This window comes from Psychrobacter sp. TWP2-1-2 (assembly GCF_049896785.1).
Taxonomy (GTDB): Bacteria; Pseudomonadota; Gammaproteobacteria; order Pseudomonadales; family Moraxellaceae; genus Psychrobacter.
This window is the reverse complement of sequence record NZ_JAFCVA010000009.1, coordinates 79,715-101,689: the sequence shown is the minus strand read 5'-3', so window position 1 is coordinate 101,689 and position 21,975 is coordinate 79,715. Positions and strand designations below refer to the sequence as shown.

General features: G+C 43.1%; 20 protein-coding genes. 7 read left to right on the top strand and 13 right to left on the bottom strand.

What is annotated here, in order from left to right; genetic code table 11:
* Positions 1 to 170 precede the first annotated feature (170 nt).
* From ACP7AE_RS10005 to ACP7AE_RS09955, 11 genes are all read right to left on the bottom strand, one after another.
* Positions 171 to 887 carry a response regulator gene (locus tag ACP7AE_RS10005; protein WP_045445894.1) on the bottom strand — a complete coding sequence of 239 codons (717 nt, stop codon included), beginning with the start codon at positions 885 to 887 and terminating at the stop codon, positions 171 to 173.
* A 656-nt stretch (positions 888 to 1,543) separates the two neighbouring features.
* Positions 1,544 to 1,960 (bottom strand): F0F1 ATP synthase subunit epsilon, encoded by a 417-nt coding sequence (locus ACP7AE_RS10000; protein WP_021812807.1) that lies wholly within the window; start codon positions 1,958 to 1,960, stop codon positions 1,544 to 1,546.
* Between the two features lie 104 nt (positions 1,961 to 2,064).
* Positions 2,065 to 3,498, bottom strand: coding sequence for a F0F1 ATP synthase subunit beta (gene atpD, locus ACP7AE_RS09995; RefSeq protein ID WP_045452427.1), 1,434 nt, complete (start codon positions 3,496 to 3,498; stop codon positions 2,065 to 2,067).
* 50 nt (positions 3,499 to 3,548) lie between these two features.
* On the bottom strand, positions 3,549 to 4,430 hold the full coding sequence (gene atpG / locus ACP7AE_RS09990; RefSeq protein WP_045445883.1) for a F0F1 ATP synthase subunit gamma: 882 nt from the start codon (positions 4,428 to 4,430) through the stop codon (positions 3,549 to 3,551).
* Positions 4,431 to 4,656: 226 nt separating this feature from the next.
* Positions 4,657 to 6,201 carry a F0F1 ATP synthase subunit alpha gene (atpA, locus tag ACP7AE_RS09985; protein WP_426242858.1) on the bottom strand — a complete coding sequence of 515 codons (1,545 nt, stop codon included), beginning with the start codon at positions 6,199 to 6,201 and terminating at the stop codon, positions 4,657 to 4,659.
* Positions 6,202 to 6,294: 93 nt separating this feature from the next.
* Positions 6,295 to 6,918 carry a F0F1 ATP synthase subunit delta gene (locus ACP7AE_RS09980; RefSeq protein WP_045445877.1) on the bottom strand — a complete coding sequence of 208 codons (624 nt, stop codon included), beginning with the start codon at positions 6,916 to 6,918 and terminating at the stop codon, positions 6,295 to 6,297.
* A gap of 13 nt (positions 6,919 to 6,931) precedes the next feature.
* Positions 6,932 to 7,402, bottom strand: a complete 471-nt coding sequence (locus ACP7AE_RS09975) for a F0F1 ATP synthase subunit B (RefSeq protein WP_045452424.1) — start codon at positions 7,400 to 7,402, stop codon at positions 6,932 to 6,934.
* Positions 7,403 to 7,519: 117 nt separating this feature from the next.
* Positions 7,520 to 7,768 carry a F0F1 ATP synthase subunit C gene (atpE, locus tag ACP7AE_RS09970; protein WP_010197960.1) on the bottom strand — a complete coding sequence of 83 codons (249 nt, stop codon included), beginning with the start codon at positions 7,766 to 7,768 and terminating at the stop codon, positions 7,520 to 7,522.
* Between the two features lie 33 nt (positions 7,769 to 7,801).
* Positions 7,802 to 8,668, bottom strand: a complete 867-nt coding sequence (atpB, locus tag ACP7AE_RS09965; protein WP_055125357.1) for a F0F1 ATP synthase subunit A — start codon at positions 8,666 to 8,668, stop codon at positions 7,802 to 7,804.
* Positions 8,669 to 9,356: 688 nt separating this feature from the next.
* The gene (locus tag ACP7AE_RS09960; RefSeq protein ID WP_045452420.1) at positions 9,357 to 9,755 is read right to left on the bottom strand and encodes an ATP synthase subunit I; all 399 of its coding nucleotides are present in this window, start codon (positions 9,753 to 9,755) and stop codon (positions 9,357 to 9,359) included.
* Between the two features lie 291 nt (positions 9,756 to 10,046).
* Positions 10,047 to 10,937, bottom strand: coding sequence for a metal ABC transporter solute-binding protein, Zn/Mn family (locus tag ACP7AE_RS09955; protein ID WP_426242856.1), 891 nt, complete (start codon positions 10,935 to 10,937; stop codon positions 10,047 to 10,049).
* A 196-nt stretch (positions 10,938 to 11,133) separates the two neighbouring features.
* On the opposite strand from ACP7AE_RS09955, the gene ACP7AE_RS09950 reads away from it, so the two are divergent.
* The 6 genes from ACP7AE_RS09950 (at position 11,134) to gluQRS (ending at position 16,712) form a co-directional block, all read left to right on the top strand.
* Positions 11,134 to 11,685 carry a Fur family transcriptional regulator gene (locus ACP7AE_RS09950; protein ID WP_426242854.1) on the top strand — a complete coding sequence of 184 codons (552 nt, stop codon included), beginning with the start codon at positions 11,134 to 11,136 and terminating at the stop codon, positions 11,683 to 11,685.
* Between the two features lie 80 nt (positions 11,686 to 11,765).
* Entirely contained in the window at positions 11,766 to 12,563 is a 798-nt protein-coding gene (locus ACP7AE_RS09945) for a metal ABC transporter ATP-binding protein (protein WP_426242852.1), read from the top strand.
* A 106-nt stretch (positions 12,564 to 12,669) separates the two neighbouring features.
* Positions 12,670 to 13,488 carry a metal ABC transporter permease gene (locus ACP7AE_RS09940; protein ID WP_426242850.1) on the top strand — a complete coding sequence of 273 codons (819 nt, stop codon included), beginning with the start codon at positions 12,670 to 12,672 and terminating at the stop codon, positions 13,486 to 13,488.
* Between the two features lie 251 nt (positions 13,489 to 13,739).
* Positions 13,740 to 14,585 (top strand): metallophosphoesterase, encoded by an 846-nt coding sequence (locus ACP7AE_RS09935; RefSeq protein ID WP_426242848.1) that lies wholly within the window; start codon positions 13,740 to 13,742, stop codon positions 14,583 to 14,585.
* A gap of 500 nt (positions 14,586 to 15,085) precedes the next feature.
* Positions 15,086 to 15,523 (top strand): RNA polymerase-binding protein DksA, encoded by a 438-nt coding sequence (gene dksA, locus ACP7AE_RS09930; protein ID WP_045445865.1) that lies wholly within the window; start codon positions 15,086 to 15,088, stop codon positions 15,521 to 15,523.
* A gap of 247 nt (positions 15,524 to 15,770) precedes the next feature.
* A complete protein-coding gene (gene gluQRS / locus ACP7AE_RS09925; protein ID WP_426242846.1) occupies positions 15,771 to 16,712 on the top strand; it encodes a tRNA glutamyl-Q(34) synthetase GluQRS in 942 nt (313 codons plus the stop codon).
* 92 nt (positions 16,713 to 16,804) lie between these two features.
* Here the strand turns inward: gluQRS and ftsW are convergent, their stop codons facing one another.
* Positions 16,805 to 17,929 (bottom strand): putative lipid II flippase FtsW, encoded by a 1,125-nt coding sequence (gene ftsW / locus ACP7AE_RS09920; RefSeq protein ID WP_426242844.1) that lies wholly within the window; start codon positions 17,927 to 17,929, stop codon positions 16,805 to 16,807.
* A gap of 388 nt (positions 17,930 to 18,317) precedes the next feature.
* Complete coding sequence (gene murD / locus ACP7AE_RS09915; RefSeq protein WP_426242842.1) at positions 18,318 to 19,754, bottom strand: UDP-N-acetylmuramoyl-L-alanine--D-glutamate ligase; 1,437 nt, start codon at positions 19,752 to 19,754, stop codon at positions 18,318 to 18,320.
* Positions 19,755 to 20,413: 659 nt separating this feature from the next.
* On the opposite strand from murD, the gene ACP7AE_RS09910 reads away from it, so the two are divergent.
* Positions 20,414 to 21,913 (top strand): SulP family inorganic anion transporter, encoded by a 1,500-nt coding sequence (locus ACP7AE_RS09910; RefSeq protein WP_087813692.1) that lies wholly within the window; start codon positions 20,414 to 20,416, stop codon positions 21,911 to 21,913.
* Positions 21,914 to 21,975: the final 62 nt, after the last annotated feature.

Sequence of the window (21,975 nt, the reverse complement as noted above, 5' to 3'; positions counted from 1 at the left end):
CCATTTGCCTCATGTATATTTAGGCAGCACCCGCAATAATTGCTTAATTAAACCACATAACGCTGTATTTAAGTTCAAAAATTAAAATTTAGCCACAAAAAAACCAGCCTAGTTGCTGGTTTCTTTGGTCACGCTAATGAGCAATAAGCCATTGCCGGAGCAAAATTAACTTAGTTGCCTTCTTTAACGAACAAATACCCTTTACTACGAACGGTTTTGATACGTTTTGGATTTTCTGGATCATCACCGATTTTTGGACGAATGCGTGAGATACGAACGTCAATTGAACGATCTTGACCGTCATATTCAATACCACGTAGACGCTCGAAGATATCTTCACGCGAAAGAATTCGACCCGCATTAGAAGCAAGCAACCATAATAAGTCATATTCAGCACTGGTGAAATCAACCAACTCATCACCTAAATTCACTGAACGACCGCCATTGTCGATGACCAGTTCACCAAATTCTAGGCGCTGTGGTACATCTTCTGATGGGGCATTTTCTGAGCGACGTAATAACGCACGAATACGTGCTAGCAAGACACGTGGCTGAGCAGGTTTAGCGACATAATCATCAGCACCCATCTCAAGACCCAGTACCTGATCCATATCTTCAGTACGCGCAGTCAGCATCAAAATAGGATTCTGATAATGCGGGCGTACTTCACGACATACCGTCAGTCCATCGCTACCAGGAAGCATGACATCAAGTACGACCAAATCTGGTTGTTCACTGACGATGCGACGAATAGCACGATTACCATCGGTTTCGATAGCGACTTCTAAACCATTTTTGACCAAGTAATCTTGAGTCAACATGGCCAGACGCTCATCATCCTCAACAATCAAAATTCGGGGGGTGTTGTCTTCTTCATTCGTTGTCATTGTTATATCCTCTAATACATCTCATTTAAAAGCAGTAAAAGTAAGAGCGGTAAAATTAATAGCACCATTAAGTGGCACAATTGATGTTGGTATAGCTGTTACAAACTTGGTAGCACAGTATACTATTAAACATACAGCTTCCTATACTATAGCTTATAGTCGTTAACAAAACCTATAAACTATACCCATTAAAACTTTAGTTTACGTCCAAAAATTATGAGCTTTATACAAATAATAGCAAGTGAAATGTTTTTTTACGACCCTTTCCTCACCTGAATTTCTATAAGTAGCCAATCTTAATGTAGCGCACAGCGATAAAATACTTGATTGATAACGATACTTGTATTCCTGTTACGTCTAATATAGCGACATATCACCTTTGCTGCCAGTGACTTTTTCATCTACTATTCCCGTACTGCTTATTATCATTCGATACATAATTAGTAAATGAATAGTTCATATATGCATAGTTAGTTAACATTCATATTTAAAAAACTGGCTGTTGAGCTCAAAATTGCATCATAAATCGTGTATTTATCCTCGATCAACAAGCATAGAATATTAAATAATAAACATAAAAAAACAGCCCATGATGGACTGTTTTTTTATATCTGTGGTAAGAGTCAAAAGGAAACTCTAAAATTTTCCACAAAAAATTAAGCGCGGTTTTTGTACTTACGGATAGTCTGTAGCTGTGCCACAGACTCTGCTAATGACGCTAAAGCTGCATTAGTTTGTACAGTATCCGATTGATTAACCAGCATCTGCTCAGCCTTTTTACGTGCTTCGACAATTTTGCTTTCATCAAGGTTATGTGCACGCATCGCTGTATCAGCCAATACGGTAACCATCTTCGGCTGTACTTCTAAAACACCGCCTGATACATAAATCACTTCTTCTTCACCGTTTGGTGTTTGCACTCGCATCGCACCCGGTTTTAACAAAGTAATAAGCGGTGTGTGACCTGGCAATACACCAATCTCGCCTTCGGTACCAGTAGCTATTAACATGCTAATTTCGCCTGAATACAACTCTTCACGAGCACTTACGACGCGACATTGTAACGTTGCCATACTTAACTCCTTACGATCAAAACACAATCAAAACTGCGAGGCGTTACTAACTGGCAAATAGACTTTTTATGGTCTATCTGCCCTTTAGCAAATGCTAACACAACTTACGCTGCAGTAGATTTCATTTTTTCTGCTTTAGCAACAACTTCGTCGATGCCACCAGCCATATAGAACGCTTGCTCTGGTAGGTCATCGTATTCACCAGCGATGATTGCTTTAAAGCTAGCAATGGTATCGCGTAGTGGTACATATTTACCAGGTGCGCCAGTAAAGACTTCAGCAACGTGGAATGGCTGTGACAAGAAGCGCTGAATCTTACGCGAACGATAAACGACTAGTTTATCTTCTTCTGACAACTCATCCATACCCAAGATAGCGATGATGTCTTTTAGCTCACGATAGCGCTGCAAAATCTCTTGCACGCCACGAGCAACGTTATAATGCTCTTCGCCAATGACTAATGGATCTAGCTGACGCGAGGTTGAATCTAGCGGATCAACCGCAGGATAGATACCTTGTGAAGCAATATCACGACTCAATACAACCGTTGCATCCAAATGCGCAAACGTCGTTGCTGGTGATGGATCCGTCAAATCATCCGCAGGGACATATACTGCTTGCACAGAAGTAATAGAACCTGACTGCGTTGAGGTAATACGCTCTTGCAGCATACCCATCTCTTCAGCAAGTGTTGGCTGATAACCAACCGCAGATGGCATACGACCAAGTAGTGCTGATACTTCAGTACCGGCTAGTGTATAACGGTAGATGTTATCAACAAACAGCAATACGTCACGACCTTTGCCAGTGGCAGGATCTTTCGTATCACGGAAGTATTCAGCCATGGTCAAACCAGACAACGCAACACGCAAGCGGTTACCCGGTGGCTCATTCATCTGACCGTATACCATCGCAACTTTAGATTTGCTAAAGTCTTCAGTGTTTACAACGCCGGCTTCTTGCATTTCGTGATAGAAATCGTTACCTTCACGAGTACGCTCACCAACACCAGCAAATACTGACAAACCTTCATGTTTTAGAGCGATGTTGTTGATCAGCTCCATCATGTTAACGGTTTTACCAACACCAGCACCACCAAACAGACCAACTTTACCACCTTTAGCAAACGGGCAAAGTAGATCGATAACTTTAATACCAGTTTCTAACAGCTCAGTGCTGTTTGACTGATCCGCGTAGCTTGGCGCTTCACGGTGGATAGACCATTTTTCATCAGCTTCTACAGGACCTTCTTCATCGATAGGACGACCAAGAACATCCATGATACGGCCAAGCGTACCAATACCAACAGGCACAGCAATAGGCGCACCAGTGTTAGTGACTGTTAAGTTACGCTTTAGGCCTTCAGTTGAACCCATTGCGATAGTACGGACAATGCCATCACCTAGTTGTTGCTGTACTTCTAGGGTGGTTTCGGTACCATCTACTTGCAAGGCATCATAAATCTGAGGAACTTCACTACGGTTGAACTCAACGTCAAGAACCGCGCCAATAATCTGTACAATACGACCGCTACTCATTGCGTTCTCCTTGAACTTCTGTATATAGTGGGTTTCATAAGGGGTTTCAATTATGAAACAGCAGCAGCACCGCCAACGATTTCCGAGATTTCTCGGGTAATCGCCGCTTGACGCAGCTTGTTATAAACCAACTGTAAATCGTTAATTAGGTCACCAGCATTATCTGTCGCCGCTTTCATCGCAACCATACGTGAGGACTGCTCAGAGGCAATGTTTTCCATTACCGCTTGATACACAATCGACTCAATATAGCGGCCAAGCAACTCATCAATCAATGTTTTGATATCAGGCTCGTAGATATAATCCCAGCTCAGTTCTGTTTGAATGCCGCTCTCTTCTTCACCAAACGCACTGTCTGGTAAAGGTACCAACTGATTGACAGTCGGCTTTTGGGTCATCGCATTAACAAACTTATTATAAACCACATAGATGCGGTCTATTTTACCGTTAGTATAATCGTCAAGCATGGCTTGAACCGGTGCGTTTATCTGCTCAAACGTTGGCTTATCACCATAATCGGTTACTGCCGAGGTCACTTTACCACCAAAGTTTTTGAAAAAACTCACACCTTTAGCGCCAATGACTGCAAACTCAGTTTGTACAGATTGATCTTGATACTGCTGGATACTCTTAGATAAAGCTTTGAATAAGTTAATATTCAAACCACCCGCCAGACCGCGATCAGAGGTAATGACAATATAGCCAACCTTATTGACTGGACGCGAGACCATATACGGATGTTTATAGTCTGATGAGGCATGCACCAAATGTGAAATAACCCGGCGCATACTATCAGCATACGGGCGACCCACTTCCATGCGCTCTTGGGCACGGCGCATTTTACTTGCCGCAACCATTTGCATAGCACGAGTAATTTTTTGGGTGCTTTTAATACTGGTGACTTTGGCACGTATCTCTTTTAAGCTTGCCATAATGATTCCAATATAAGAGGGTTAAAAAGCATTGGCGCATGCGACAATTATTTAGTATATAACATCAATCTAACAGATTAATGTTATATATTTTGTGCATGACGCGATCTAATACCGTCAATGGTTAGAACAGTGGCGCTACTGTCTTAATAAAAAAATACAAGACAATGCGCCACTTTATTAGCCATCAAAGACAGCCATAACCAATTCGGCTTAACCCGTTAAATTAATAACTGTGATTTTGTTTAAAGGTCTCTAAAGATGACTTCAAACGACCTGCGATATCATCATTATAATTCGCAGTATCATCAATCTCACGCATCAATTCACTTTGCTCATCATGCATATAGCGTAAGTAAGCTTCTTCAAAAGAACCGATTTTTTCGACAGGAACGTCCGCTAAAAAGCCTTCATTCGATGCATAGATAACTGCAGCTTGCTCAGAGATTGACATTGGCTGATACTGCTTCTGCTTCATCAATTCAGTCACACGCTCACCATGATCAAGCTGTTCGCGAGTTGCGTCATCAAGATCTGAGGCAAACTGAGCAAAGGCAGCCAGTTCACGATACTGAGCTAGTGCAGTACGGATACCACCAGATAGCTTCTTGATGATCTTAGTCTGAGCTGCCCCGCCCACACGAGATACCGAGATACCAGCGTTAACTGCTGGACGGATACCTGAGTTGAATAGGCTTGATTCTAAGAAAATCTGACCATCGGTGATTGAAATCACGTTAGTCGGTACGAATGCAGATACGTCACCAGCTTGGGTTTCAATAATTGGCAGTGCGGTTAAAGAACCGGTTTTACCAACTACTTTACCGTTAGTGAACTTTTCTACGTACGCCGCGTTTACGCGTGATGCACGCTCAAGTAAACGTGAATGTAAATAGAAGACATCACCAGGATACGCTTCACGACCTGGCGGACGACGTAGCAATAGTGAAATTTGACGATAAGCAACAGCTTGTTTTGATAAGTCATCAAATACAATCAGTGCATCTTCACCGCGGTCACGGAAGTATTCGCCCATCGTACAACCTGAATACGGTGCGATATACTGTAGTGCTGCTGGTTCTGACGCTGAAGCGACGACGACAGTCGTATATTCAAGGGCACCAGTTTGCTCAAGCTTGCGTACGACGTTTGCAATGGTAGAACGTTTCTGACCGATTGCGACGTATACACACTTGATACCAGATGATTTCTGCGCGATGATCGCATCGATAGCCATCGCGGTTTTACCCGTCTGACGGTCACCAATGATAAGCTCACGCTGACCACGACCAATTGGAATCATAGTATCAACGGCTTTATAACCCGTCATTACTGGTTGATCTACTGACTGACGATCAATAACGCCTGGGGCGATTTTTTCGACTTTGTCAGTCATTTTGGCATCGATAGGACCTTTGCCATCAATAGGATTTCCCAAGGCGTCAACAACACGGCCTAGCAGCTCAGGACCTACTGGTACTTCAAGAATACGACCAGTACAATAGGCTTTTTGACCTTCTTGCAGCTTTAGGTAATCACCAAGTACTACCGCGCCGACAGAATCACGCTCTAAGTTAAGCGCCATTCCATAGATTTCGCCTTCAAACTCAATCATTTCGCCGTACATGGCATCTTCAAGACCATGAATCTGCACGATACCGTCAGATACTTTGACAATCGTGCCTTCATTCTTTGCAGTTGCACCCGCATCAAGGTCTTGAATACGCTGCTTAATCAGGTTACTGATTTCCGCTGGATTCAATTGTTGCATTGCCTTGTTTCCTTTAATTTATGATAACCCGCCCACTGACTTAAATGCTCTTACTTTCACACAGATCATAGATGACTGCGCTGGTAAATGGCATTAGGCCGTTAGCTGTGTTTTTAACTGTTGTAACTTGCCGCGCATCGAATCATCAATGATTTTGTCACCGACTTTGATGGTAGCGCCTGCCAATAGACTTGGATCGACCGACTCATGAATCACCACACTAGCATTTAACGATGCAGCAAGGCGCGTTTGAAGCATTTCACGCTGAGCGTCAGTCAATGGATAGGCAGAGGTCACGTAAGCATCAAGCTGCTTTAAGCTTATTGCCTTGTGGCGGCGATAATGCTCATAAACTTCAGGAAGCAGCGCCAGACGCTCTTGCTGCGCCAACTGCTTAATAAAATTATTGAGCGCTGGTGACACTTTAGGATAGCTAATACTATTACCATAACGAGAGCCTTTGCTCTCGCCTAGTAGCTGTTTAAAAGCAGAGTCGCTATCACCAGCCACTTGTGAGTCATAAAGATCAACCAAAGCAGCTGACTTATGCTCAGCCGTAACGGCTGGATTTTCTAGCCATGTACGGAACGCTTTGTCATTGACAATTGCACTGGCGACAAACAAGAAATTTTCCCACTCGTTTACGGCCCCGTTTTCGTTGGCATAGTCAAACGCGGCTTTAGCGTAGGGTCGTGCTAAGGTTGATAAGTCAGCCATTATATCCTCACAGTTACAGCTTTGCCGCCAGTTGGTCTAACATACTGGCATGTTTTTGCACATCGACTTTGTCTTGCAAAATCTTTTCTGCACCAAGTACAGCCAGTTCAGCAACTTGGGCACGTAATGATTCACGCGCTTGATTGATTTCTTGGTCGATAGACGCTTGCGCTTGTTGACGAATGCGCTCGCCTTCCACTTGGGCCTGCATTTTTGCATCTTCGACAAGCTGGTTGGCACTCTTGTTCGCTTGCTCGATTAAAGCAGCAGCTTTGGTCTTTGCAAGATCAAGCTCCTGCTGGACGTCTTGCTCAGCGGTCGCCAGATCTGCTTTTGCTTTTTCTGCGGCATTCAGGCCTTCAGCAATTTTACGCTGACGCTCATTGATGGCACCAATAAGTGGTGGCCACACGAATTTCATGCAGAACATCACAAAGATTGCAAAAGCAATGGCTTGACCGATGAGGGTAGAATTGATATTCACGTGATCACCTCTTTGTTAATGAAAAATCAGTTTCATTGATCATATTTGATAGCCAAACTTTGGCTATGGTTAAGATACAAACTTTGACTACCAAACATTTACAACTGAGCTTTCTGATTAACCTGCTAGAGGGTTAGCGAACAACAATAGCATAGCAATACCAACACCGATCATCGGAATAGCATCAAGAAGACCTGCTACGATGAACATACGAGTTTGCAGCTGTGAACCAAGTTCTGGCTGACGCGCAACGCCTTCTAGGAATTTACCACCTAGAATAGCAAAACCAATACCTGTACCTAGTGCACCTAAACCGATAAGTAGTGCTACTGCGATAACTGTGTAACCACCTAATACTGGATCCATGGATGTATCCTCATTTACCTATTGAATGTCTAATTAATGTTCAGTTGATGATGCAAGTGACATATAAACTATCGTCAGCATCATAAATACGAACGCTTGAAGTGTAATAATTAAGATGTGGAAAATAGCCCACGGTACTGATAACGCCCATTGAATCCAAAACGGCATTAGAGCAATCAGTATGAAAATCAACTCACCAGCATACATGTTACCGAATAGTCGTAAACCTAAAGAGATAGGTTTCGCTATCAAAGTAACAAACTCTAAGATAAAGTTGATGGGTATTAAAATAATTTGTACGATAGGGTTTTTGGCACTAAACGGATGCAGTGTTAGCTCGCCAACAAAGCCGCCCAAACCTTTTTCTTTGATACTATAGAACAGAATCAGTATAAAGACAGAAAAAGACATGCCAAGCGTAATATTAGGATCCGTCGTTGGAACGATCTTAAAGAACACATGATGTGGATCATGTCCCATCATTGCGCCGATTTGGCCAGCAATCATAGGAATAAAATCGACGGGTAATAAATCCATCAAGTTCATTAAGAATATCCATACAAAGATAGTCAACGCCAAAGGCGCAATCAGCTTTGAGGTACCACTATACGAATCACGAACGTTGTTATCAACGAACTCAACGATCATCTCAACCGCGGCCTGAGTTTTACCCGGCACGCCTGAAGTGACTTTTCTAGCGACCATCCAAAAGATGGCGCAGAAAACAATGCCTAGACCAATTGACCAAAGCATAGAATCAAGGTGGATGGCTTTAAAGCCCATTGCACTAGCTTCTTCAGCAGTATAGGCAACTTTCCAGCCTTCGCCCGGCAGATAGCCGTACGTCCAGTTCGTTAAGTGGTGAGAGATATAGTCTGTTGTTGTTTGCTCGCCTGCCATAATGTCAGCTTCTTATTAATCAACGATTTAATCAACTACCAAAAATATGGTTGTCATCTGATGAGATTGTAGTATGTCTATCTGCCTTGCAACAAAGCAGGCAAATGAGCCATGCTAAAGCACTCATGTAATCAATAACATCCAACCCATAGTTCTATTACTAGTGCGCAATTTGATAACTTAAGATAAATTTTAGCTATCAAAAAAGGGCTTATGATGATTCAGTAATAGCCCTTGTATATGTACGCGAAATTATTATATCTGTGTTTACTTACTGCCGCGTTTCCACGATCGACGCTTAATACAGCGTCCATAAGCAAAATATTTAGCTGCCTATATTAATGCAGCGTTGTATTCGTGTAAAGTCAATTATGACTTTTTTATGCACTGTATGAATAAGTTAGCTACTATTAACGTTTACTAACATAGCTTTGCGTGATTAATTAAATTGTAAGAATTTAATTAGAGGCAATACTGATAGCTAATAATTGGCTATCGACTCCATTATCACACGCTATACTCATTTAAACGCTCATATCACAGTCTTTATGATCATTGGCGCTGTCTTTAGACAGTTTTGTATGTTTTGACTTTCTTATGAAATCAGTCATAGAGAAGCTGGACGGCAGGGTGACTTGCCTAGCACTATTAAGCACTCAACTATTGATATAGTCATCGTCTATTAATGCTAGCGTATATGCCACAACATCCAACTGTGACTAATTTGCATTACCATAAAACCGATAAACAGCGCAGGCGCAGATAGGGGTTGTACGGTAATAAAAATTAGTGCGAAACCAAACACAGTCAATAGCCATTTGGCCATTTGACCTCGATATAGCTGGCTAACAATATGTTGGCGCGCGCGATATCCAGTGTACCAAAAGATAAAAAAAGCAAATACAGCTTGGGTAGCAAAACTGAGTAGCGCACCAATAGCGGCGCTTTTTGCGACAGTAAGTTCACTATGTAGCCAACTGGTATCTAAAGCCCAAGCAATAATAATAAGGATAAATAATATCCACGCTTGGCGTTTGATATAGATGCCAATTTTATCTTTTTGTGTGCGTTTGGCAGGCTTGGTCATCGGTAATGCAATCCTATAGCCTTACAGCATTGGGATAAGGTGGCAATATAACATCGTCGCGACACTTTTATCCGTGAACGGCTCACTCTACAGGTGTTACCTTTTAACCAAAATAAAACGCCACTTATTATAAGGGGCATACCACCTTTAAGCAAGAAAAATATACCTTTTATCAGTGACCTAGCTGAATCACTCATAAACATCATAGTTACTGACCAATGGATAACACCCAAAGTATGACTACATAATGGCTTCTCAAGCGTTGCAAGCCACTATGGTTAATCAGTTATCCTACGATATACATTGATAGATTTGCTGTGCCATCGTCTGCCAACCACTCACAAAGTCTTTACTATTGCTCATATCTTCAGGTTGCACAGTGGTTTTTACAGGCTGTAACTTAGCGAGTAGACCTTTGGCTGGTTGACTTGGGCTAACCAGACACATTTGCTTGGCTGGACGCTTCTCATTTAGCCAGCGTATTTGGCTTGCTCGTGGTGCTAGATGGTGATCAGTGCTTAAGCTGCCAACAAGCTTTAGGTTTGTGCTGGATTCGATGTATTGATAAGCATCATGATAGGCCCAATAAGGCTGGGTTTGCTGCTTGCCTTTAGCTTGTTTTACGAAAGATGCCACTCCCCTATCCATTCGCTGAGCAAATTTTTGTGCATTGGCGTGATAAAGTGCTTTATATTGCGGATTAGCATGGCTATGAATCACGGCAAGGGCACGAGTCATGGCTTTGGCATTTTCAGGATCTAACCATATATGTGGATCCAAGGTGCCAGCAATAGGCTTGCCTTGGACGTCACGTAGCGGATGACGATTAAAGGCATCAAATTCAAATAAGGCAATCGCATTGGGTGCGGTATTAAGGCTTGCCGCCAAGTTATTTTCTAATGGCTCACCAAACCACACGACAAATTTACTGTCCTGAATGGCTTTAATATCGCCTGGGCTGATACTGCCATGATGACCTACCTCCCCTGCTTGCAATAACTGCTTGGCAGGCGGTGAACCTTCAGTCACTGCTTGACTCAATAAAAACAGTGGGTAGTTACTCACGCTGACTGTTGCCGCTTGTGCACTCACAGTAAAGACGCCTAATGCAACTATGCCCGTAATGAGCCATCGCTGTAGTATAATGGTTGAGCTTAAAAAATATTTGAAAACTGAGTTCATAATAGATTCTTTAATGTATGAAAGATAAAATATAAGTGGAAACATTTAGACGTTATCGCCGTTGTATCTGAGTGATCATCAAGGTATCAATAAATAAGCCAAGATCATTTATCTGCTCTTATTTTTAGTATGTTATACTATAACATTATAAATTACTATAATAACAGTGCCATTTTTTTTCGTAGGAGCTTGCACCATGTCCACCAGTTTATCAGTCTGCGAACATTTACATGATGTGCAGGACCTTACGCCGCATGACGTGACCGAGCGCCTAATGGCAGCAAAAGAACAATGTCGCCTGAATGGTGCACGCTTTACCCCATTGCGCCAGCAAATATATCAATTGGTATTGGCAGCCAATAAACCTATCGGTGCATATGATTTGATCACGCAATTGCAGCAAATGCGCTTATCAGAGCCCAATAACAATGATGACAGCAGCGAAGCGCTTAGCTCTAAAAAACAAATGCCAAAAAATGTCGCGCCGCCCACTGTCTATCGCAGTCTGGAGTTTTTATTGAGTGAAGGCTTGATACATCAATTGACCTCTATCAATGCTTATGTGCCTTGCTGTCACCCGCGCGCGCAGCATACCGCAGCATTTTTAATCTGTGGTCAATGTCAGCGTGTACAAGAATGTAGCAGTGTACCCGTACAGGAAATGATGAGTTTTGCTGAGCAAGACGTTGGCTTTATCGTGGAACGCAGTGTGATTGAGCTGAGTGGTCGTTGCCAAGCGTGCCAGTAGCACGCCCTAACCACTGAAGCATAAGTCTTTGTCATCCACTTTTTATTTGTATTACTCATTCACTTATTGGTTGTCATACTATGAGCCTGTCTACCTCACCGTCTAATCAACCGAACTTTTCCGCTGTTGATGGCAATACCATTAATAATGCGAGTAAACTGCTGAGCCTAAGCAATATCAGCTACGATATAGGGCATCAACGCTTACTCTCACATATTGATATCGATATTGCGGTTAATGAAACAGTCAGTCTTATTGGACCAAATGGCGCTGGTAAGTCAACGTTGGTTAAACTTATTTTGGGATTGATTGAGCCAACCAAAGGGCACATTAACTCTCATCAGAAGTTACAGCTTGGCTATGTACCGCAGCGCTTTGCTGTACCGCCGATATTGCCATTACGAGTCTGCGATTTATTGGCACAAGCGGATAAAAGGCGTTTAACGTCTGAGCAGCGTCAATTTATCTTTGATAACTTGTCATTGACGCACTTATTATCGCGACAAATGCTGCACCTGTCGGGTGGTGAGACACAAAGAGTCTTGCTCGCGCGCGCATTGTTAGACAAACCCAACTTATTGATTTTAGATGAGCCGATGCAAGGACTGGACCCTGATACTGAAGTTTGGCTCTATCAGTTTATTGATGAGCTGCCAGAGTTTTTGCGTTGTGCCATGTTGGTGGTATCGCATGATCTGCATTGGGTCATGAAAGGCAGTCGACGCGTGATTTGTCTTAATAAGCATATTTGCTGTGAGGGACAACCAAGCGAGCTTGCCGTTAGTAGTGAATTTCAAAAGCTATTTGGGCATCATTATGAGCAGCCTTATGTGCATCAACCGCATGCCTGTGAGCATCACGCCCCAAGCGAACTATAATCATTAAGGCGCGTTGCACATTCACAAATATAAAATATATCGAAGCTTAATACATCAAACACATATCGAGCGTTGAGCTTTATAAAAACTTTTACGGATATTTATTATGACTGCTTGGTTAGCCATCATTGCCCCCGCTTGGATCGCTGGCAGTATTTTAGCGTTACTATCAGCGCCTTTAGGTTGCTTAGTCTTGTGGCGACGCATGGCTTTTTTTGCTGATGCTTTAGCACATGGCACCTTGCTTGGTGTGGCTTTAGCAGTATGGTGGCAATTACCTATGGGCATTGGCATTGCCTTGGTCAGCGTCATGGTGGTGCTAGGGCTGGTATTAATCGATGATGAGCGCCTGCCTGTCGATGCGGTTTTGGCCGTCGTGGCGGTGTCATTGTTATGCTTAGGCTTATTGGCTTTGACCCAGTTGACTGACCAACAAGCAAACGTACTGGGGTTTTTGTTTGGTAATTTGCTAGAGCTTGATTGGGCAGACTTGCCCTTACTTGCCGGTAGCGTGCTGGTAGGGTTAGGTCTACTTATGTATATATGGCCTGCACAAATTAAGCTTGCCACTCACGAAGCATTGGCACGTATCCAAGGTATCAACCCGACACGCCAGCGGCTGTTCTTTATGGGCGTATTGGCGGGATTTTGTGCGATTGCCCTGCAAGCGGTTGGTAGTTTACTAATCAGCGGTTTATTGGTATTACCAGCATTAACGGCACGTTTGTGGTCATCATCGCCAAAACAAATGGTCGTTATATCGCTACTGATCGCACAGCTTGGCGTGACGCTAGGCGTTTGGGGAAGCATCTGGCTAGATATTCAGACAGGACTTGCTATCGTATTAATATTAGCCATTTTATTTTTTATCGCGCTGATTTTCTCAAAGCTCAGTACTGCAAAAATTTGGTCAGCGCGCCGTTAGACACATTATGGTTCACATAAAGCCGCTGGTTTTTTTATCCTCTTATCCAACTTTATTTCATCAATATGATAGAGCTTTCATTGACTTTATGTTATAAACTTGCCCTAATACCATCGACATACTAGCGGCGTCAAGCCAAAAAACATATTGGTCAGACCAAAATTCATTAGTCTACTCGATGCAGGACATCTATTTATTTATCATTCGTTTTAACAGCATCACTTGTTTCGATTCGATGAGGGACTGACCCAATGCTAAGCTATCCTGTTAATAACATTAGCACACCAGATGAACAGGTAAACATACTACAAATCACAGATTTGCATTTATCAACGCCCGTTTCTTCTAGTGTTGATGGCGATACTAACAATAGCGAAGCCTCTGTCTGTCAGCAGTGCTTTGAAACAGTACTACAGCAAGCTTTGAGTAGCGACATTCGCTGCGATTTGATTATCGTGACTGGCGACTTAGTCAATGAAGTCAAACCCGCTATTTACGATCATATTTTTGAGGTATTGCAAGCCACCAATATTCCTTTTACTTGTATCGCAGGCAATCATGATGTGACGGATGAGATAGGCAGTGACTTGCCGTTCTTTGAGCGCGAACTGATTGCTCAACCTGCCGACCCGCGCTTGCTAAGCCGGCATGTCATTGAGACTGATCGTTGGCAGCTGTTGTTATTAGACTCATCCATCACGGGCAAAGTCGAGGGCGAGATAACGCCTACCGATATTGACTGGTTATGCGAGAGACTCGATGCTTGTGATAAGCCTGCGCTGATTGCTCTACATCATCATGTCATTCCCGTAGACTCTGACTGGATTGACACGCATATGGCAGAGAATAGTGAGGCCTTTTGGCAGCATCTGTTAGGATTTGACCATCTCAAGGTCATTATCAGTGGTCATACGCACCAAGAGCAGGTTCGCCATCGTCAAGGAGTCACGGTCTATAGTACGCCATCTACTTGCTACCAGTTCAAGCCTTATGAGAATGATTTTTCCTATGATAAAAGCGTCCCGCCCGGTTACCGTTGGTTGCAATTAGCCAACAATGGAAAGGTTGCAAGCTGGGTAGAAAGACTGGATACTTGACGCCCAGATTTATTGGCACCAATATTGATGTGAGCCCTTATACCCCAAGCTATTGACTGATATTTCTGAGTTCAGAATACAATGACTGGCATGGTAAAAGCGACATGATGATGAAAAATGACTTCATTATTGTCAGAAACAATGATACAACGTATAAAACGAAATGAGGACTGCCTAGTATCTGGTATTAGGTATTAGGTAGAATTATAATAGCTAGGATGGCTAAATCGATCACAGCTAAATCTTCACAGTCAGTGATTTGTCGCATTATTAAGACAACGCTATTTAAATAAAAATATGCATAACCATATACCTGACCATTGATAGATTGCTTTAAGCATATCAAGATAACTGTACTATTAGATCCGCTGTGTTACTTGTGTTACCAAGTGGTAAAACGTTTTATAAAGGGACAAATTATAGCGTTTATGACATTGATAGCGTCTTGTCTTTTGATACGTCGTTTTATTGAATTAATTTGAAAAAAGTAGGATACCCATATGAGCACCCTGACCACGAATCCAAGTGAAGCTAAGTTTACTCCTTATGTGCCTGCCAAAGACGAAGAGTACATGTCTGATGCGCAGTTAGAGCACTTTAAGGCTATATTATTGGATTGGAAGAGCCAACTGATTGGCGAAGCGGATCGCACCAAGACTTATATCCAAGACGAGTCCAGTGCTATGCCAGATATCAATGATCGCGCCACCCAAGAAGAAGAGTTTGCCCTCGCATTGCGTACGCGTGACCGTGAACGTAAGCTCATTCGCAAAATTGATAAATCTATGTCAGAAATTGAAAATGATGATTATGGATTTTGTGAAACTTGTGGCGTAGAGATTGGTCTGCGTCGTCTCGAAGCGCGCCCAACAGCTACCCAGTGTATCGATTGTAAAACACTGTCTGAGATTAAAGAACGCCAAAATCAAGGCGCTTAAACGAATTACGATTAATCTCAATAGTAGAATGTAAGCATAAGCGACCATAACATGGTCGCTTATTGCGTTTTAGCTGGCTGGTTTTTAGTCAATGAATCATGGCTGATACAGAGCTTTAAGCTTGCTTATATTGATTTGCTAACAAAACAGACTCATTTCACAAATATCTTTTTACGGATATATTTATTATTCTATCTTCTACCTTTTTTACTGATAATTTCCTACTTTGAAAACTAACCTTATTCCTATGCCCACTCCAATCATACCAGTACAGCCGATTGGTCGTTTTGCTCCCTCACCGACTGGTGAACTGCATCTTGGCTCATTGACGACCGCGCTTGCCAGCTTTTGCCATATAAAATCCATTGGTGGTAAATGGCTACTGCGTATTGAAGACACTGATACCGAACGCTGTGATCAGCAATTTACTGAGCAAATTTTGATTGATTTGGAAGCGCTTGGATTGTACTGGGACGGTGATATCATTTATCAATCTGAGCGTATTGATATTTATAATGATTATCTACACTCAGCCCTGCATCCGCTCACTTATGGTTGTCAGTGCTCGCGTAAAGATTTAGAGCAATACTGGGCGCAAGAAGAGCTGAGCCCATCTTATTATGTTAACCCATTGCAACCAAACAGGAAGCGCTATCCACGCTGCTGTGTCAGCGCTGACCTTGATAGAGAGCAACATAAGCTACGCATACAGCTACCGAATTATAAGATTGGTTTTAACGACGGTATTCAAGGATTGCAGTGGGATAATCCTCAGCAGATATTGGGTGATATGGTGGTGCGTCGCCAAGATAGTATGATCAATTATATTTTGGCTGCCAGCCTTGATGATGGACTGCAACAAGTGACACATATTATGCGCGGTCTAGATATCCTACCCATGACGACAGCGCAAATCAGCATCATGGATGCCGCACGCTTGCCTGCCATCGATCATTGGTATCACTTGCCACTGATATGTCATGCTGATGGACAAAAACTCTCCAAGCAAAACCTAGCACAACCCATTGATACACGGGATCCAAGTAAACTCATCGCCGATGCTTTACAACTATTACAGCAACCAGCCGTCGATAGAGACACACCTACTCGTATGTTAAAGCAAGCCATTGCTCAATGGGACAGTACGCCGCTACAAGGCAAGCAACAGTTAAATATGCCCAATGAATAAGAATCAGCTAGCAAAAAGCGCCACTATTTAGCGACGCTTCTTTGGATAATGCCAGTCATGATGCATCGAGCCTATAACTAATGCTCAACCTATCAATAATAACGGCATTGGCTTTTTTCGATTTCAGGGCTTTCTTTATAAATTTTTAGCAATAATGCAACCATCACCAAACTAATCAACATTGATGAGCCACCATAACTGAAGAATGGCATGGTCAATCCTTTGGTTGGAATCGCGCCCATATTCATCGCCGCATTGATAATTGTCTGCGCTATGAACACCACACCGATACCAAAGGCGGTATAGCTCATACGCATCTGCCGACGTTTGAGCGCATTATAACTGATACGCATCGCGCTACCGATAATCAGCGCTTCGAGCACCAGTACCATAGTAACCCCAACAAAGCCTAACTCTTCCCCTGTAATGGCTAATAGAAAATCAGTATGTGCCTCGGGCAAATGCGACAGTTTCTGTACGCTCTCACCATAACCAACGCCTGTAAATTGTCCACGACCAAAGGCAATCAAACTGCGTGCCAGCTGATAATCCGTGTCTTGCACATCATCAAACGGATCCATAAATGACATCACACGTACCAATCGGTACTGCGCTGTCGTCACCATCAATACCGCTCCACCGATGGCAGCCGCGCCCAGTGCTAAAAAGTGCTTGTAAGGCGCACCAGCGATATAAAAAATCGCAAAGATGGTACCTAAAATAACGACAAAAGAACCAAAATCAGGCTGTGACAATAGCAGCATGGTGATGAGTACCACCACCAACATAATCCGTAAAAAACCGTCTAAGCCGTTACGAACTTCAAAAGAGCGACGCACCACAAAATCAGAGACAAAGACAATCATCACCAACTTGGCCAACTCTGCCACCTGAAAATTAAATACCCCTAGGTTCAGCCAACGCTTGGAGCCGTTAATAGGCGTACTAAATAGGGTTGCCACTAGCAGCATGCCAGTGATACCCAATAAGATAAATTGGGTTTCAGTCTTATATAGTGTTCGCAAAGACACGCTGTAATAAGAAACCGTAGCGACCGTCAAACCGATCATCATATACAGCAGCTGGTTTTTGAAAAAGTGCAGCTCTGTCATGCCGCGACTGAGCGCAAAAGGAATAGATGCGGAAGCCACCATCAATAAACTGAGCACCAACATACAGCCAACACTCGATAGGAGAATGGCGCGTGCTGACGGCATAGAAAGAATACCATCTGATCCAGATGCTTGCTTCGGTTGGGACGAGGAACGAAAAAGAGAAGAGAGCGCCATAATTTTATATACACTAACGAACGAAAAAACACGGCGTCTATTAAACGCCACCGTTTAAAAAATAGAAAATAGACAGTACCAGACAGATTACTAAGCAAATAAGCTGACCATTCATGTTGCTGACTGGCTATGATTGACAGTAGCAGCAATCTATAAGCAAAACAATCATTTATACAGAAAATGCGCGCACATCGTAAAAGTCAATTCAGGGCAATCCTATTGCATTGCTTTTATTCTTTATTAAATACTGATTTCTTTATTAAATGCTGATATTCGCTAAGCACTTATCATGCAAATGCTTAAATCACCAAACCTTTTATTCCGCAGTCATCATATCTGACGACTCAGTTGCTAATTGACCAACCAACTGACTGAAATGCTCACCGCGAGCTGCGTAGCCACTATATTGATCAAAGCTGGCACAAGCAGGTGACAATAGCACCGCTTGCACTTGCGATAGGCTGCTTGTCGTGACTTGTTGAATGGTTGTAAAAGCATTTTCTAAAGTTTGGCATTGATGTAACGCAACATCGGCGCTTATCTTAGCTGCTCGCAGATGCTGTTCAATCAGCGGCGCATCTTCACCAATAAACAGTACTTGGCTAACATACTGATTGATAAACGGCGTCAATTCACCAAACTGTTGACCCTTACCTTGTCCACCCAAAATCAATAGTAGTTTACCGTCCTTTGGCGCGTAGACTGCGCCCAGCCCTTCGATAGCTGCCATCGTTGAGCCGATATTGGTGCCTTTTGAATCATTGAAATAATCAATGTCTGCAGCATTTGCCACATACTGGCAACGATGCTCAAGTCCAGTAAACTGCTGTAAGGTATTTAACATACTGCCCAATGGCAAACCAGCAAGTTCGCCTAATGCCAAGGCTGCCTGTGCATTGAGCAGATTATGACGACCTTTAATCAACAGTTTATCTGCCGACAGTAGTTTTTCTGTACCGTGGGCAAGATAAATCTGACCTTCAGGAGTAGTAATAAGACCATATTGACCTTTATCAGGAGCATGTATACCGGTACTCACTCTGGGCAAATTATCAGCCACGAGCGGACGCGTCAATGCGTCTTCGCGATTGATAACCACGGACTTAGCACCCTGAAAGATACGATGTTTGGCTTGATGGTAGCCCAGCATATCACCGTGGCGATCTAAATGGTCAGGTGACATATTCAGAACTGTCGCCACTTGCGCACCCAAATTGGTCACCGTCTCCAACTGAAAGCTCGACAGCTCAAGTACCGCCAGTTCCATATCAGGATTATCAAGCAAGGTCAGCGCTGGCACGCCAATATTACCGCCGACACCGACATTGACACCAGCATCCGCGGCCATTTGCCCGACCAAGGTGGTCACGGTGCTCTTAGCATTAGAACCAGTAATCGCCACTATCGGTACGGTACAAGCCTCACAAAATAGCTGAATGTCACTAACCACGGGAATATTCGCTTGGCGGGCAGCGGCGACGGCTTCGGTAGCAAGTGAGATACCGGGGCTTATAATAATACGTGCCGCTTGCTGCAAGAGCTCAGCGTCAATCGCACCAAATTGGCGAATACTAATCTCAGCGGGCAGTTGATCTGCTAAGCTAGGTGTTACCTGAGCATCAGTAACAGCAACCTGATAGCCTTGATTGGCCAAATAGCGCGCAACTGATAATCCAGATTGTCCCAAACCGACCACGACTTGTAGACCACTGCCTTTGTGAAGTAAGGCATCTGTTGCAGTGTTGGTGGTCATATTTATTCCTTCTGTTGGACGAGCAAAATGGCATCAAACAAACCTATATAAAGAAGCAAAATGATGCCGTCAAGATGAGACGCATCATAACGGTATCGTTCAGATTTCGGTACTGGTTTTTTATGACGATGTGCTATTATGCGCCTGTTTTTATATTAAGTGGCTAATGCTATAATAGTTGCCTTAATCTGTAAGTGACTGGGTATTTACCCAAGCATTTTAGTTTAGCATGTTGTCACAGTTAGCACGCTATTGTCACTGCTGTTTGGCAAAGTTACTACTATAGACGGGTCATGTCGAGCGGCTATTTTTATTTGACAGATTATTTATTACCCTCTACCGCAGCATATCATTGCTGACGCTATTCGTTATTGTAGGTGCTCTTATAAACGCCCTGCTTTAAGCACCTTATTTTAACTATTTTTTTAAGTAATCTCACTGAATTTATCATCGTATCAATTATTGGTGAGCGTATTAGTGATACCAGTAAGTAAATCAGTAGACCTACTTATTAGTGACCTTTAATAATTCAATACTGCAATATGACACAGCACATATTGCCGTAAAAGAAAGATGAATAGCTACTTTTATAGCGACGCGATCATTTTATGAATGAGTAATGATTACTTTTTTTGCCTCTAACCCTATGCAGTTTACTTATGACATCTTTTATTGATAACTTACGTGACGAGTGGTTTTCCAATGTTCGCGGCGACGTTTTATCCGGTTTGGTCGTTGCCTTAGCGCTGATTCCTGAAGCCATTGCCTTTTCTATTATCGCGGGTGTTGATCCAAAAGTCGGCTTGTATGCCTCATTTTGTATCGCGGTCGTGATCAGTTTCGTCGGTGGTCGTCCAGGCATGATTTCGGCAGCAACTGGGGCGATGGCACTGGTGATGGTTGACTTAGTCGCCGAGCATGGTTTGCAGTATTTGCTAGCTGCCACCTTATTGTGCGGTGGGATTCAGATTGTAATGGGTATCCTAAAGCTTGGCAATTTGATGCGCTTTGTGTCGCGCTCGGTAGTCATTGGCTTCGTCAATGCGCTCGCGATATTGATCTTTGCCGCCCAGCTGCCTGAGCTTAACCCAATGACTGAACGCGTTGGCATGACGGTTTATATCATGACAGCGGCGGGCTTAGCGATTATCTACTTGTTTCCGCTGATTCCTAAAATCGGTCGCGTGATTCCGTCACCGCTGATCTGTATCGTTGGTTTGACCGCTGTCGCCATGTATATGAATCTTGATATTCGTAATGTCGGCAGTATGGGCGATTTGCCTGATTCATTACCGATGTTCTTATTACCTGACATTCCATTGAACCTAAATACTTTACTGATCATCGCGCCTTACTCTATCGCACTTGCCATCGTTGGTTTATTAGAATCGATGATGACAGCGACTATCGTCGATGATTTGACAGATACGCCAAGCGATAAAAACCGCGAGTGTCGTGGTCAAGGGATTGCCAACGTCGTATCAGGTTTCTTCGGTGGTATGGCAGGCTGTGCCATGATTGGTCAATCTATGATCAACGTCAAATCTGGCGGACGTACGCGTCTGTCCACTTTGATGGCAGGTATCGTACTGCTCATTATGGTAGTGTTTTTAAGTGAATGGGTCAGTCAAATTCCAATGGCGGCACTGGTCGCTGTGATGATTATGGTCTCTATTGGTACTTTTAACTGGCAGTCTATTCGCGAATTTAAAACGCATCCGATGTCATTTAACATTGTCATGCTAGCGACTGTTTTGACCACAGTATTTACGCACAACCTAGCTTATGGCGTGGGCGTGGGCGTGCTGCTATCGGCGCTGGCATTTGCCAATAAAATTGGTCAATTCTTAACGGTATTTAGCGAATATGATGAGAGTACTAATACCCGTTATTATTATGTGCAAGGACAAGTATTCTTTGCTTCTACGACTCAGTTCTTAAACAGCTTCGATACCAAAGAAGCTTTGGACAGTATTCAAATTGATGTCAGCCAAGCGCATTTTTGGGATGTCAGTGCCGTAGACACCTTGGACAAACTGGTCATGCGCTTGCAACGTGAGGGCATTGATGTCAAAGTGGTGGGACTCAATAATGCGAGCCGAACACTGATTGATCGCTTCTCTATCCACGATCGCCGAGATATTGGCTTATTGGATTAAACAAAGCCACGTCTATTTATTGAGCTAATATTGATTAACCGCTCATAAATAGACAGTTGAAT

Coding starts and splice junctions, on each gene's coding strand:
- ACP7AE_RS09960 (WP_045452420.1), bottom strand. CDS start 9,755: ATGACCAAGCCTGCCAAACGCACACAAAAAGATAAAATTGGCATCTAT.
- dksA (WP_045445865.1), top strand. CDS start 15,086: ATGAGCACCCTGACCACGAATCCAAGTGAAGCTAAGTTTACTCCTTAT.
- ACP7AE_RS09940 (WP_426242850.1), top strand. CDS start 12,670: ATGACTGCTTGGTTAGCCATCATTGCCCCCGCTTGGATCGCTGGCAGT.
- ftsW (WP_426242844.1), bottom strand. CDS start 17,929: ATGCCGTCAGCACGCGCCATTCTCCTATCGAGTGTTGGCTGTATGTTG.
- atpG (WP_045445883.1), bottom strand. CDS start 4,430: ATGGCAAGCTTAAAAGAGATACGTGCCAAAGTCACCAGTATTAAAAGC.
- ACP7AE_RS10000 (WP_021812807.1), bottom strand. CDS start 1,960: ATGGCAACGTTACAATGTCGCGTCGTAAGTGCTCGTGAAGAGTTGTAT.
- atpD (WP_045452427.1), bottom strand. CDS start 3,498: ATGAGTAGCGGTCGTATTGTACAGATTATTGGCGCGGTTCTTGACGTT.
- ACP7AE_RS09955 (WP_426242856.1), bottom strand. CDS start 10,937: ATGAACTCAGTTTTCAAATATTTTTTAAGCTCAACCATTATACTACAG.
- ACP7AE_RS09945 (WP_426242852.1), top strand. CDS start 11,766: ATGAGCCTGTCTACCTCACCGTCTAATCAACCGAACTTTTCCGCTGTT.
- gluQRS (WP_426242846.1), top strand. CDS start 15,771: ATGCCCACTCCAATCATACCAGTACAGCCGATTGGTCGTTTTGCTCCC.
- atpE (WP_010197960.1), bottom strand. CDS start 7,768: ATGGATCCAGTATTAGGTGGTTACACAGTTATCGCAGTAGCACTACTT.
- ACP7AE_RS09980 (WP_045445877.1), bottom strand. CDS start 6,918: ATGGCTGACTTATCAACCTTAGCACGACCCTACGCTAAAGCCGCGTTT.
- ACP7AE_RS09950 (WP_426242854.1), top strand. CDS start 11,134: ATGTCCACCAGTTTATCAGTCTGCGAACATTTACATGATGTGCAGGAC.
- murD (WP_426242842.1), bottom strand. CDS start 19,754: ATGACCACCAACACTGCAACAGATGCCTTACTTCACAAAGGCAGTGGT.
- ACP7AE_RS09935 (WP_426242848.1), top strand. CDS start 13,740: ATGCTAAGCTATCCTGTTAATAACATTAGCACACCAGATGAACAGGTA.
- atpA (WP_426242858.1), bottom strand. CDS start 6,201: ATGCAACAATTGAATCCAGCGGAAATCAGTAACCTGATTAAGCAGCGT.
- ACP7AE_RS09910 (WP_087813692.1), top strand. CDS start 20,414: ATGACATCTTTTATTGATAACTTACGTGACGAGTGGTTTTCCAATGTT.
- atpB (WP_055125357.1), bottom strand. CDS start 8,668: ATGGCAGGCGAGCAAACAACAACAGACTATATCTCTCACCACTTAACG.
- ACP7AE_RS10005 (WP_045445894.1), bottom strand. CDS start 887: ATGACAACGAATGAAGAAGACAACACCCCCCGAATTTTGATTGTTGAG.